This is a genomic window from Tessaracoccus luoxuelianae, assembly GCF_054483915.1.
In genome coordinates this window covers 69,433-83,384 of record NZ_JBTLTG010000002.1, presented here as the reverse complement: position 1 = coordinate 83,384, position 13,952 = coordinate 69,433, and the positions used below count along the sequence as shown (strand labels likewise).

The following is a 13,952-nucleotide window of genomic DNA, read 5'->3' as shown; positions in this document are numbered from 1 at the left end:
CGACAGGAACGCCTCGTACTCCGAGGTTCCCGGTTGCAGCATCCCCACGTTCGTCATGGTCTCGCGGCGCACTGACACGTCCTGTGTCAAAGACGGAAGTCCGCTTCTCTGTCCGACCGCCGCCAGGTACCCCCCTCCTGAAGTTCGACACACCTCTTGCACCATCGGAAGAAAGCCCGTGTTGTTGCATCTGATGCAACATCAAGCGTGGCTGGCCTGGGCAGATGATCGACTGGGGGTACGTTCGCGTTCGCGGGTCTGCGCGTCATGGTCCGGAGGTTTGTCGCCTCTTCCGTAGCCGGGCAGCGGACCATCCGACGAGCTCAGCGACGCCGCCGATGACCGCGTCGTAGACGATGCCTTTGAGGAGGTGTTCCCAGAGGTAGGCCCCGGCTTGAGCGTCTGACTCGATGCAATCTTGCCCCAATAGAGTGCAGTTCAGCGCCTGCTGGGCGGCTATCTGCGAGCCCACGATTCCGGAGCCGATCAGGGCGACCCATCCCAGGCCTTCGGCGCCCTTGCTGAGGTACTCGCGGGTGCCGCTCTCGCGTAAGAACGCTCCGACGAGGATGGCGACCCATGCCAGGACCTGGACGGCCTGCGCTACGGCTGCGAGCAGCTGGTAGTCGGCGCCCAGCTCGGGATTCATGCGACGAGTCTGCTCCTCGGCGGCCGCCCCTCGCGTGATTCCCGGGCTTCAGTCCCATGAGATTCAGCGGAAGTTGGTTCACGCTGTGGCCGGGTCGAGCCGGGGTTGGTAGGGGGTGTGACGGCGTCTTTGCACAAGCTGACTGCCGGGTCGGGTTATGACTACCTGACCCGGCAGGTTGCTGCGCAGGATTCGACGGAGAAGGGTCACGCGTCGCTGACGAGCTACTACACGGAGAAGGGTGAGGTGCCGGGTCGGTGGGTCGGGGCGGGCCTGGAGGCGTTGGAGATGGAGCCGGGTGGTGCGGTGTCGGAGGGGCAGATGCGTGCCTTGTTCGGGGCGGGTTTCCATCCGGATATGGAGGCCCGGCTGGCTGCTCTCCCGGCCGGCGCGACTCCGGCGCAGGTCCGGAAGGCGGCCCGCCTGGGGTCGCCGTTCCAGGTTCGGACGGCGGCCACGGTGTTCCAGCAGCAGGTCGCGATCCGGTGCAGTCAGTGGGCCGCGGCCAACGGGCTGGGCAGTGATGGGACGGTGCCGGTGGATGTAAGGGCCGAGATCCGCAACGAACTCGCCACTGCCGGCTTCCAGCAGAGGATGGGGAGGGCGCCGAGCGAGGTGGAGTTGTCGTCGGAGGTCGCGACGTTGACGAGGAACCCGACGATTGCGTGCGCCGGCTATGACGTGACGTTCACCCCGGTGAAATCCGTCTCTGCCCTGTGGGCGGTGGCGCCGCAGCAGGTAGCGGCGCAGATCGAGGAGGCCCACAACGCGGCGGTCGCGGACGCGCTGCGGTATCTGGAAGAGCGGGTCCTGTTCTCGAGGCGTGGGCATGGCGGGGTGCGGCAGGTCGAAGTCACCGGCCTGATCGCGGCCGCGTTCACGCATCGCGATTCGCGGGCTGGGGATCCGAATCTCCACACCCATGTCGCGATCGCGAACAAGGTCCAGACCTTGGATGGGGCGTGGTTGGCGGTCGACGGGCGACCGTTGCATGCGGGGATGGTGAGCATCTCGGAGGTGTACAACACGCAGCTGGAGGCCCACCTGGTGGACCGGCTCGGGGTCCGTTTCGCCGCTGAGACTGCGCGGGATCCGGGCAAGCGGGCGGTGCGGGAGATCGTGGGTGTCCCGGCCCGGTTGCGGGAGGCGTGGTCGAGCCGGCGGGCGGCGATCGAGGCCCGTCAGGCGGAGTTGGCGGTCGATTTCCAGCACGCTCATGGCCGGCCGCCGACACCGGCCGAGGCGATCGCGTTGGCGCAGCAGGCCACCCTGGAAACCAGGCAGGCCAAGCATGAACCCCGCTCCCTGGCCGAGCAGCGCACCACCTGGGCAACCCAAGCGGCTGCCGTCCTCGGCGACGATGGAGTGGCCCGGATGCTCACCGACGTGACCGCCGCCGGCGGCAGCCCGGGGCCTGTGGTCACGACCGAGTGGGTCGACTCTGTGGCCGAGGAGATGGTGGCCCGGATGGGTGCGTCGCGGGCGTCGTGGACGGTGTGGCACCTGCAGGCCGAGGCGTCGCGCCGTGCCCGGGAACGCGCCACGGACCCGCGGCAGGCGGAGGAGTTGACCGCCGCGCTGCTGGCGGCCGCGACCGCCAGGTGTCTGCCGGTGGCCGGCTGGAGTGATCCGGTCAGTGATCCGCAGCTGTTGCGGCGCAGTGATGGGGAGAGTGTCTACAGCACCGTCGGTGGCCGCCGGTTCACCTCCACCGCCGTCGTGGAGGCCGAGCAGGTCATCACCGCCGCGGCTGGGATGACCGATGGGCGGCGGGTCGAGGAGGTCGACGTCACTGTGGCGCTGCTGGCCTCCACCGCCGGCGGAGTGACGTTGAACGCGGGGCAAATCCAGCTGGTGCGGCGCATGGCGACCAGCGGTCGCCGGGTGCAGGTGGGGTTGGCGGCGGCCGGGTCAGGCAAGACCACAGCGTTGGCGGTGTTGGCCGGCGCGTGGCGGGAAAGCGGCGGCACCGTGCTGGGTCTCGCACCCTCCGCGGTCGCGGCGGGGATGCTGGGGGAGCAGGTCGGGGCCTCGGCGACGCTGGCGAAAATCGCCCACGACCTCCACCACAACCCGCGCGCAGTGGAGGAGTTGATCGGACCTGAGACGTTGCTGATCATCGACGAGGCCGGCATGGCCGATACCCCCACACTGGCAGTAGTGGTCGGGTTCGCGATGCGGCGGGGGGCGTCGGTGCGGCTGATCGGTGATGATCAGCAGCTCGCCGCGGTCGGCGCCGGCGGCGTGCTGCGTGACATCACCGAGACCCACGGCGCGGTGCAGCTGACCGAGGTGATGCGCTTCGTTGACCCCGCCGAAGCAGCAGCCTCCCTGGCGCTGCGGGAGGGCCGGCTCGAGGCCCTGGGCTTCTACCTCGACCAGGGACGCATCCATGCCGGCTCCGAGGAAACCGTCCTGCGCGACGCGCTGACCGGATGGCTCCACGACCGTGCGGCAGGGCTCGACAGCGTGATGCTTGCCGGCACCCGAGAAAGCGTCGCCCAACTCAACCGGTGGGCCCGCGACCACCGCCTCACCGGCACCCCCGACGACACGCCAGCGGTGGTGGGGTTATCGGATGGGAACGTGGCGTCGGTGGGGGATGTGATCGTGACCCGGATGAACGACCGGCGGCTCAGTGTGAGTGCGACGGATTGGGTGAAGAACGGCGACCGGTGGACCGTCACCGGCGTCGACCCGGCCGGCGCACTCCGAGCAGTCCACCGCAGCACAGGGCTGCGGGTTCTGCTGCCGCCGGGCTATGTAGCCGAGCATGTGGAGTTGGGGTACGCGGTGACGGTGCACTGCGCTCAGGGGATCACGGTCGACACCACCCACACGGTGCTGACCGGGGCAGAGGCGAGGCAGCAGCTGTATGTGGCGATGAGCCGCGGCCGCGAATCGAACCAGGCTTATGTGCAGGTCGTCGACGGGGGAGAGGAGAACGCCCCGATCCATCCCGCGACGCTGCGGCCGGTCACCGCCGGCGACATCCTGGAGCAGATTCTGGCCCGGGACGGATCCTCCCGATCGGTGACCACCGAAGCCCGCCACGCCACCGATCCGTACACGCGCCTGGGGCTCGCGGCCGCCCGCTACACCGACGCGGTCACCGTGGCCATCGAACAGCTGCACGCCGACGCCGCCACAGAGTTGGATGAGCAGGCCGACCAGGTGGTGGAGCAGCTGACGTCCTGCCCGGCGTGGCCCACGCTGCGGTCCCACCTCCTGATCTTGGCCGCGGACGGGGCCGTGTCGCCGCTGGAGGTGTTGCGGGCGGCGGTCGATGCCCGCGAGCTTGGGACGGCTGCGGATCCGGCGGCGGTGCTGACCTGGCGACTCCCCGACCCCGCGGGTGCGGGGCCGTTGCCGTGGCTCCCCGCCATCCCCGCCACCCTCACCGCGCACCCGCAGTGGGGACCGTACCTGGCCGCACGCCACACCCTGGTGGAGGACTTCGCCGGCGAAATGCGCGATGCCGCGGCCGGGGTGTCGCGGCCGGTGTGGGCGCTGCCCGGGCAGACGCTGACGGCATCGAGTGTGGGGGAGGTGGAGGTGTGGCGGGCGGCGTGGCAGGTCGACCGCGCAGACCGGCGCCCCACCGGCCCTCCCCAGCTCGGCGCCGCGGCGCACCGCTGGCAGCAGCGTCTCCTGGATCGGTTGCGGCCGGCGCATCCGGTGGGGGTGTGGACCGATCTGCTGCGCGACGTCCGCGACGACCTGCCCCGCGACCCCTACGCCACCGTCCTGGCGCACCGCCTCGCAGCCCTGCATCAGGCCGGGGTGCCCGTCACCGAGCACCTCGCCGCAGCCGTCGCCGACGGACCGCTGCCCGCGGAACAACCCGCGGCCGCGTTGTGGTGGCGGCTGGCCCGCCACCTCGCCGCCGCCGACGGCCCCACCCTCCCCGCCTGGGAATCGGATCTGGTGGATCGGCTCGGATATGAGGCGGCCGCGGAGTTGGAGGCCAGCCCCTGGTGGCCGCACCTCGCGGCGGCGATCACCCACGGCACCAACCAGGGACTCACCGTCGAGGCGCTGATCACGCCGGTGGGGGATGTGTCGGGGTTCGATGATTCATGTCAGGCGATGCTGTGGCGCGCACACCACGCCACAGACACCCCTCCGGAGGAGCAGGTGGAGCCGCCTCATCCCGATGAGCTGCCGCCTGAGGGGATTGAGGACATCGACTGGTCCACCCGCACCGCCGAGCTCGTCAAGGCGGCGAGTTTGCGGGAGCGTACCGATCCGGACTTCACCGAGGTCGAGCTGCGGCAGGGGTTCGCGGCCGCCGACCGCTGGGCCGAGACCCCCCACACCCCGCAACGCCTCGCCCAAGTCACCGAGGCCGCGGCCGCGTTCTTCGAGACCCAACTGCCCGGCTCCTGGAGCCACGGCTACTTCTCGGAGAGGTTCGGGGAAGATCTCGCCGGCGACCCCAGGTTCCGTGTCGGTCACGCGCCCGCGGGCTGGACCTCCCTGGTCAGTGCACTGCGGAAGCAAGGATTCGACACCGCCGAGCTGCTCGCGGCGGGGGTGGCCACCACCACGAGGCAGGGCACGGTGGTCGACCGATTCCGCGACCGCGCCATCCTCCCCATCACCCATGAAGGCGTCATCGTCGGGTTCGTCGGGCGTCGGCATCCCGACGTCGGCGACGACCAGGGCCCCAAATATGTGAACAGCCCCGCCAGCGCGTTGTTTGCGAAACGCGACGTCCTCTACGGACACCACCACCTCCATGGCACCGCCACGCCGGTGATTGTGGAGGGCCCGATGGACGCGATCGCCGTCACCCTCGCCGGCCAAGGCGCCTTCATCGGCGTCGCACCGCTGGGAACCGCACTGACCCCGGAACAGACGCTGCTGCTGCGCGACGGACCCACCCCGCTGATCGCCACCGACGCCGACAACGCCGGCCACGTCGCAGCCGAGAACACCTTCTGGCTCCTCGCACAGCACCGCCGCGACCCACGCCGCCTGCTCCTCCCAGCCGGCGGAGACCCAGCACAGCTACTCCAACAGCACGGCCCCGACGCCCTCCACGACGCTCTGGCCACGGCCACCACACTTCAGGGAGACCTGATGATCCGTGACCGGGTCACGTTCCTCACCCCCGCCGACGCCGCCCGGCAGGTCGCCGAGATCATCGCCGCCCGCCCCCCAGCCACCTGGCAGCAACACCAGGCCCAGGTGCCGAAGGAGGAGACCCGGCACCTGGTGACGCAGGTCAACGCCTGGACCACCACCCCGGTCGCGGCCGCCGACCACGCACGCGAACAGACCAGGGCGATGCGCCGCCGCCTCGACCAGCCCACCGCCGAGCGCTGGCAACGCTGGGCCGAAAACACGGGCCTGGCTGGGGTGGGGGAGTGGCCGCATCTCGCCGCCCGGCTCGACAAACTCCACAACGCCGGCGCCGACACCACCCTGCTGGCCCGCCGCCTGGCGAAGGTACCGGCCGCAGTGGCGGCCGCGACCCTGGCACAACACCGGCCGGGGGCGGCGGTTCAGGTCGACTGGCGTCCCTGGGCCCAGGCCGTGAACCCGGCCCTGTTGGGTGAGGGGTGGGGGAGTGTGCAGGCGGATCTGGCACGGTTGCAGGCCGCCGGCACCGACCTCACCGCCCTTGCTGCCGCGATGGCAGGCCGTGACCCGCGAAGGGTGGCGGTGGGGCTGCGTAACGTGCTGCGTCAGCACAGCACCCCGATCGACCAGGAAGTGTCGGGGCAGGCAGAGATGATGGCGCTACGGATGAGGAGAGGGGTGGGTCGCGATGATGGTTCACGCGGTGTGTGACCTGAGTTGGGGTTCTTCGAAGGCATGGCGTCTAGAAGTCGATCCCGTTTTGTCCAGCCCTCGCTTGAGGAGTTGTGGCTCAGCGCAGATGAGGAGTCCGTTGATGAATCAGTACGGCCGGCTCGCGGAGCAGTCGTGGCAGATGCTGGCCCCGGCCAGGTACGCGGCGCTGGAGGATCCCAACCACTTCTTCTCGACGTTGGGGCAGGAAGCCCAGACGCGGGTGGTGTGGCTGGCCGAGCAGATGCAGGGCCCCGACCCGCAGGGCGAAACCTATTGGGAGAAGGTGGGTCGACTCAACGCGATCCGGATGCAGGCCGAGGAGATCGTCCGGGCCGAGATGCTGACCCCGGAACCGGAAACCCTGGAGGAGGACGACGACGAGAACGCGGGCTTCGACCCGCAGACCTCTTCGATCCTGCAGCTGCTGATGGACACTCACCACGCGATCCACGACAAGACGGGCCTGATCGAGGACCAGTAACCCCCACCCCACCCGCGACCGCAGCCGGCGCGGCAGCCGACACCGGGCCGGTGGCCGGCGCGGTGGTGGGGTTTCGGGTGGGTGGGCAGGACGGTATGGCGCCGTCGGGGGCGGTGGCCCGGTTCGATGCCAACGTGGCCGCGATCCGCGTTCTTCACCGGGTGCAGGCCGAGGGCCGGCCTGCGACGGTGGGGGAGCAGGAGGTGTTGGCCCGGTGGGGGTCGTGGGGGGCGCAGGGCCTGTCGCAGATCTTCGACGAAGCCCGCCCGGATCATGCGCAGCGGCGCCAGATGTTGCGGGAGCTGCTGGACCCGGCCGCCTATGATGCGGCGCGCCGCACCACGATCAACGCGCACTACACGCATGTGGAGTATGCCCGCGCGATCTGGGACACGCTGGTCGAGCTCGGCGCCCCCACCAGTGGGGGGCGGGTGTTGGAGCCGGGCTGTGGGGCGGGGGTGTTCATCGGGACCGCCCCGGAGGCGGTGTCGATGATGGGGGTCGAGCTCGACCCGACCACCGCCGCCATCGCCGGCCTGCTGTATCCGGCGGCGCGGATACGTGCCGAGTCGTTTGCCGAGACCCGCCTGCCGGGCGGTTACTTCGACGCGGTGGTCGGGAACGTGCCGTTCGCTGATGTCCGTCTCCATGACCCGCTGCACAACCCGCACCACTACGTGATGCACAACCATTTCCTGTCCAAGTCGGTGCAGCTGACCCGCCCCGGCGGGCTGGTGGCGGTGCTGACCAGCCACTACACCCTCGACTCGCGTGACCCGGCCCATCGCCGCGACCTGCACCACCTCGCCGACCTGGTCGGCGTCATCCGGCTCCCCACCGGCGCCCACACCGCGGCCGCCGGCACCGAGGCCGTCACCGACCTCCTGATCCTCCGCCGCCGCGTCGAAGGAGAGACTCCGGGAGAGGACGACTGGATCTTCACCGACCCAGTCACCCTCCCCGGACCCCACGGCACCGAGGAGATTCTGCACATCAACCGTCGCCTCACCGCCACCCCGTCTCTGGTGCTCGGCCAGCCGGAATGCCGGGTCGGGATGCACGGTGTCGCGGGCCTCCACATCACCCCCACCCCAGGCATCGACACCAGCGAAGCCCTCCGAGACGCCCTCGCCGGGATCACCCGTCAGGCCCGCGAGAGGGGCTGGACGTTCACGCCCACCCCAGACGACGCGCGCGTGGTGATGGTGGGGGAGGGGGTGGTGGCTGAGCGGGATGGGCATCTGACCGCGCACCCTGATGGCCGTTTCACCGTGGTCTCCGAGGGCGTGAATGTGGCGGTGGAGGTCCCGGCCAGGCAACACGTGGAGGTGCGGGCCCTGCTCGAGCTGCGGGACCAGGCCCGAGGCGTGATCGCGGGCGAGACCACCGCCGCCGATGGTGATCCCGGGTTGGAGGAGGACCGGAGAAGGCTGCTGCGCTCATGGGAACGCTACGTCGAGACGTTCGGGCCGATCAACCGGTTCACGTTGACGCAGCCGAAAGACCCGACCCGCAGACCGGCGCGGTTGATACCGGCGGCGGTGCGGCTGGTGACCCGCCTCGACCCCTACGGTCCGCTGGTCACAGCCCTGGAACGCTTCGACGACGACACCGGCCTGGCTCTACCCGCGGGTTTGCTGACCGCCCGGCAGATCGTGCCCCGGGAACCCATCACCTCGGCCGAGACACCCTCGGATGCGGTCAGTGTCAGCCTGGACACCCTCGGCCGCGTCGACCTGCCCACCATCGCCGCCCTGCTGGGCTGCGACCAGACCCAGGCACGACAACGGATTGATGATCTGGTGTTCGACACCCCCACCCCCGAGGGCGACAGCAGCGGTGTGGTGCTGCGGGCCGAGTACCTCTCCGGCAACGTCCGCGAGAAACTCGACCTCGCCCGGCAGGCGGCCACCGTCGATCCCCGCTGGCAGCACAACGTGGCCGCGCTGCGGGCCGTGCTGCCCCCCGACCTGGGGCCAGGAGACATCACCGCCGCGCTGGGGGCGGTGTGGATACCGGCCGAGGATCACACCTTGTTCATGCGCGAAGTCCTCCAGGATCGGCAGGCGAAGGTGACTCATATTCATGGCTCCGAGTGGGTGGTCGAGGGCAACAAGTGGTCGATGTCGGCGACCCACGATTGGGGGACCCGCCGGCTGACTGCCCCCGAACTGATCCAACGTCTGCTGACCCAGACGCAGATCCTGGTCAAGGACTCCCACACCGACCGTGACGGACGCAAGATCGACACGTTGAACGCCACCGAGACCGAGGCCGCGCAGGAGAAAGCCCGACTGCTCGCGCAGCGGTTCGCCGGGTGGGTGTGGGAGGACCCCGAGCGTGGTGCGCGGCTGCAGGCCGAGTACAACCGCCGGTTCAACTCGATCGTGCTGCGCGATTACAGCGCCGAAGGCCAGCAGTTGACGTTTCCCGGTTTGGTGAACTCGTTCACCCCGCGGCCGCATCAGCGGGCGGCGGTCGCGCGGATGCTCAACGAGCCATCCGTGGGCCTGTTCCACGTCGTCGGGGCCGGGAAGACCGCGGAGATGATCATCGGCGCCACCGAACTGAAACGCCTCCAGATGATCCGTAAACCCGCGATCGTGGTGCCCAACAACCTGCTGGCGCAGTTCACCCGCGACTGGATGCAGCTCTACCCCCACGCCACCGTCCTGGCCGCCGGCGCCGATGAGGTCACCGCCGACAAACGCCGCGCGTTCGTCGCCCGCGTCGCCGCCAACGACTGGGACGCGGTCATCCTCACCCGCACCGCCTTCCAAGCCATCTCCCTGGACCCGCGCCGGGAACTGGACTACCTCACCGACCAGACCCGCGACATGCGTGCCGCGCTGGTCCGGGTCGCTGAGGCCGGTGGCCGGGCCGAATCTCGCGTCAAGGCCATCGAGAAGCAGATCCTGCGCGCCGAAGAGAAACTCAAAGCCAAACTCGACCAGCCCCGCGACCCCGGGATCAGCTTCGAAGAAACCGGCATCGACTACCTGGTCATCGACGAACTCCACGACTACAAGAACCTGCGCGTCGCCTCGAACATCCCCGGCGCCTCCATCGACGGCTCACAACGGTCCCAGGACCTCGACGCGAAACTGTGGTTCCTGCGTGAGCGCTACGGGCATCGCGTGATCACCGGCGCCACCGCCACCCCGATCGCGAACTCCGTCACCGAGATGTACGTCATGCAGCACTACCTCGCCCCCCACCTCCTCACCGACGCCGGGATCAACGACTTCGACTCCTGGGCCGCGACCTTCGGGGAAGTGGTCACCGGCTTCGAAACCAACATCACCGGCGACAAGTTCCAACTCCGCGCCAGATTCGCCCGCTTCACCAACGTCCCCGAACTCCTCACCATGTTCCACTCCTTCGGCGACGTGAAAACCGCCGCCGACCTCAACCTGCCCGTCCCCACCATCACCCCCCGCCACGACGGCACCCCCCTCCCGCAACTGCTCACCGTCGCGAAATCCGACGCCCTGGCCGGCTACATCGACGAGCTGGCCGACCGCGTCGACCTGATCGCCGGCCGACAGGTCGACCCCCGCGACGACAACATGCTCAAAATCGGCAACGACGGCCGCCTCGCCGCCCTCGACATGCGCCTGGTCACCGACCCCGACCAACACCCCCTCCTCCACGAACCCGGCAAAGTCGACATCGCCGCCGCCGAACTCACCCGCATCTGGCACACCACCAAAAACCAGGAGTATCTGGATCCGGCCACCGGCCAGCCATCCCCGATCCGCGGCGGGCTGCAGATCGTGTTCTGTGACCTGTCGACCCCCAGCGACCAGTGGAACATCTACCACGAGCTCCGCGACCAACTCCACGCCAACGGACTCCCACCCGGATCGGTGCGGTTCATCCACGAAGCGACCACCGACCAGGCCAAAGCCCGCCTGTTCGCCGACGCCCGTAGCGGGAAGATCGCCGTGCTGATCGGCTCCACCGCGAAAATGGGCACCGGCACCAACGTCCAAGACCGCGCCCTCCACGTCATGCACCTCGACGCCCCCTGGCGACCCGCCGACGTCACCCAACGCGAAGGCCGCGCCATCCGCCAAGGCAACCAGAACACCACCGTCCAAATCACCCAGGTCATCACCGAAGGCTCCTTCGACACCTACATGTGGCAAACCCTCGAACGCAAAGGCCGCTTCATCGACCAGATCATGCGCGGCACCCTGGACGGCGCCCGCGACATCGAAGACGTCTCCGAAGCCACCCTCAGCTTCGCCGAATTCAAAGCCATCGCCTCCGGTAACCCCCTCCTCCTCCAACACGCCCAAGCCCAACACGACCTGGCCCGTCTCACCCGCCTCGCCGAAGCGCACAAGCACACCCAGATCGCGCTCAGACACACCATCAGCAGCAGCCAGCACACCATCGAGCACCTCACCGGCCGGCTCCCCGAACTCCACGCCGCCGCCGCACTCACGATCCCGACAGCTGGTGACGCGTTCCACGTCACTCTCAACGGTCAGCGCCACACCAAACGAGGCGACGCCGCCGACGAGCTGCACGCCATGTTCACCCAGCTGAACCTCCGACCCGACCAGCACCTCGACCTCGGCCTCATCGCCGAGCTCGGCGGCCACCAGATCCAGATGACCGCACTCGGCAACGGCAACATCGCCTTCACCCTCACCGCCGCCGGCGACACCCCCGCCGTCACGATCCCGCATGCGGACCTCGGGAACCCGCAGAAAGGCACCCTCACCAAACTCGAGAACCTGATCAGCCGCGCCCTCCCAGCCCTCATCGCCCACCACGAAGAAACACTGGCCGAACACCACACCCGCCACGCGCACGCCACCGCCCTCCACGGGCAACCCTTCCCCCACCAGGACGACCTCGACACCGCCCGACAGCGCTACACCACCATCAACGAACAACTCACCCACCAAACCCCCCTCACCAACCCCCAGGACGAGAATCCGCCGGACCGGTTCAACGACTGGGCACACGCCACCAACCCCGCCCTCCTCACCGACCCCGACCGCGACACCACCCGCGGCCACTTCAACCGACTCGCCCACCTCGGCGCCGACCTCGACCACCTCTCCACACGCCTCAAAGGCCTCCACCCCCAGGCCATCCACCGCGCCCTCGAAACCAACCTCCGACAACGAACCACACCCCCGCCGAGCGGCCCCACCACCCAGCATCCGATGGGTCACACCCGGCCGACGGCGCCACGGCACGCGCCACCCAGATAGGTCGAGCGGTGTCTTCGTCTTCGTCGGGGCCTCGGCTCGGAACGGAATCGGCGTCGGCCAACCACGACGCCCCTCCCCACCGGGGCGGGGTGGTGGAGCAAGTCCAGGATGGAGAAGCCAATGTCGGGCCCGTGCGATAGATATAGAGCAAGCCCTGCAGGTGCCGGGTGGAAACGGGGGTTGGACATGGATTTGCAGGATGCGTGTGTGGCGTGGCAGGGCGGCATGTCGGGGGGATCGTCACCGATCCGGGCGGCAGCTCGGAATCTGACCGGCATCAGGCACTACTTCCGGGCTGACTTCATCGACAAGTACGAAGAAGATGCACGGAGAGACGAGCCCACGACGCAGCGCGCCAGGACGCTCCTGGATGCCCTGGCTGCGAGTCCACTGCGCACGCCGGCCGAATGGGCCGAGGAGTTGAACACCGGGTCGAGCTGGGTCGGTCGCGGCATCAAGAAGGGCACCCAGGACCAGCAGATCCTCCAGTCACTGGCCACAGGCGAGATCACCATGCCGCTGTGGGGTGCCAGTTTCGATCCCGATATCGCACGTCATTACGGCGACAGGTTCACCTTCATCGTTCACGGCCCATTCCCAGCCATCCCGGCTTGGATCCACTCCGGGATCGTGGCCGAGGAACTCGAGCTGATCTGCGGGGGCCGCTACGAGATCATCGAACCAACCGATCTGACGGCCGAGAAGATCGAAGTTCACCTCCGATTCCTCGAACTCCCCGTTGTCGACGCGACACCAGCCGCCGCAACTGAGCACATGTGACCAACACCACGCAGGCAGGGATGCTGCTCCTCGACAGTCTCACCGCAGCGATCGCGCAGCAGCTGGTCGGAATCCGGGGCACCGGTCGGTCACTCACTGTGGAGGTCGTGGCCCCTGCCGAGGAGATGTATTACCAGATGGCCTCCCATGAGGGAGACGCCGTACTGATCGAGGTCCCTGGTGCCGCCCTGCTTGATCGGGGAGTCTCCGACTTCGACCAGGCGTGGCTCGGCGAGCTCGGCTTCACCCCGCCCGACCACGACATGCCGAACTGGTGGATCGGCCTGGAACATGGCCACGATCACGAACTCCAGGCAGCAGCCCGGGCGACCGTGAGAGCCCTGGTCGAGGTACTCAACGCCAGACCTCACGAGCTCGCTGAGTCGTTGGGGCTGGAACTCCCGCAAGGCACCCAGATGCCTGTCGAGGACGACCCGCTGATCGCGGAGCTGCTCACGCTTGACCCCGAATTCGCGGACAGCCTCGTCGAGCGCCGGCAGATGCTGATTTACCCGCACCAGGCCGAAACAGCCGTTCTCATCCATGGAGACGGGCTCCTCTACAAGGTGCTCTACCTCGGTCCGCCCTACGACGACGGAACCACACACTGGGACGACTCCGAGCTGTCCCTCTACCTGAAGAGCCGCGAGTCGGGGGCGGCGTTTTCGATGTTCCCCGACCCGCCAGCGATCGCCCATCGACTCCGCTGCGCTCTGGACCTCCAACGAGGCCGCGCAGACGTGTGGGCAGCCAATCCCTTCAAACGATCCTTCAGACGCGTCTGAACCCTCGAGCAGACCTCCTGCCAGTAGCCCGTGAAGCTCTCGGGGGTCCGAAGCCGAGCTATGTGTGGAGCGACCGTCACCGAGGCACAGGGGGAATTAACCGGTTAACCCGCTTGATGCAGATCATGAACCACTGAGTGCATAGACCGGCCCTCGATTCGTTCGCCGACCCCATGACCACTCGGCGACAGACCTGGTGACGTACGAGAGTCGGCTGCCTT

6 protein-coding genes are annotated in these 13,952 nt (G+C 68.6%); 5 read left to right on the top strand and 1 reads right to left on the bottom strand.

Annotated elements, in window-relative coordinates; all coding sequences use genetic code 11:
* Positions 1 to 265: 265 nt before the first annotated feature.
* A complete protein-coding gene (locus ACX1D1_RS16080; RefSeq protein ID WP_459056684.1) occupies positions 266 to 649 on the bottom strand; it encodes a hypothetical protein in 384 nt (127 codons plus the stop codon).
* A 117-nt stretch (positions 650 to 766) separates the two neighbouring features.
* On the opposite strand from ACX1D1_RS16080, the gene mobF reads away from it, so the two are divergent.
* The 5 genes from mobF (at position 767) to ACX1D1_RS16055 (ending at position 13,731) form a co-directional block, all read left to right on the top strand.
* Positions 767 to 6,448 carry a MobF family relaxase gene (mobF, locus tag ACX1D1_RS16075; protein WP_459056683.1) on the top strand — a complete coding sequence of 1,894 codons (5,682 nt, stop codon included), beginning with the start codon at positions 767 to 769 and terminating at the stop codon, positions 6,446 to 6,448.
* Between the two features lie 103 nt (positions 6,449 to 6,551).
* Positions 6,552 to 6,932 (top strand): TnpV protein, encoded by a 381-nt coding sequence (locus tag ACX1D1_RS16070; RefSeq protein ID WP_459056682.1) that lies wholly within the window; start codon positions 6,552 to 6,554, stop codon positions 6,930 to 6,932.
* 77 nt (positions 6,933 to 7,009) lie between these two features.
* Positions 7,010 to 12,166, top strand: coding sequence for a helicase-like domain-containing protein (locus ACX1D1_RS16065; protein ID WP_459056681.1), 5,157 nt, complete (start codon positions 7,010 to 7,012; stop codon positions 12,164 to 12,166).
* A gap of 108 nt (positions 12,167 to 12,274) precedes the next feature.
* Positions 12,275 to 12,946, top strand: a complete 672-nt coding sequence (locus tag ACX1D1_RS16060) for a hypothetical protein (protein WP_459056680.1) — start codon at positions 12,275 to 12,277, stop codon at positions 12,944 to 12,946.
* On the top strand, positions 12,943 to 13,731 hold the full coding sequence (locus ACX1D1_RS16055) for a TY-Chap domain-containing protein (RefSeq protein ID WP_459056679.1): 789 nt from the start codon (positions 12,943 to 12,945) through the stop codon (positions 13,729 to 13,731). Before ACX1D1_RS16060 ends, ACX1D1_RS16055 begins: the two co-directional genes overlap by 4 nt.
* Positions 13,732 to 13,952: the final 221 nt, after the last annotated feature.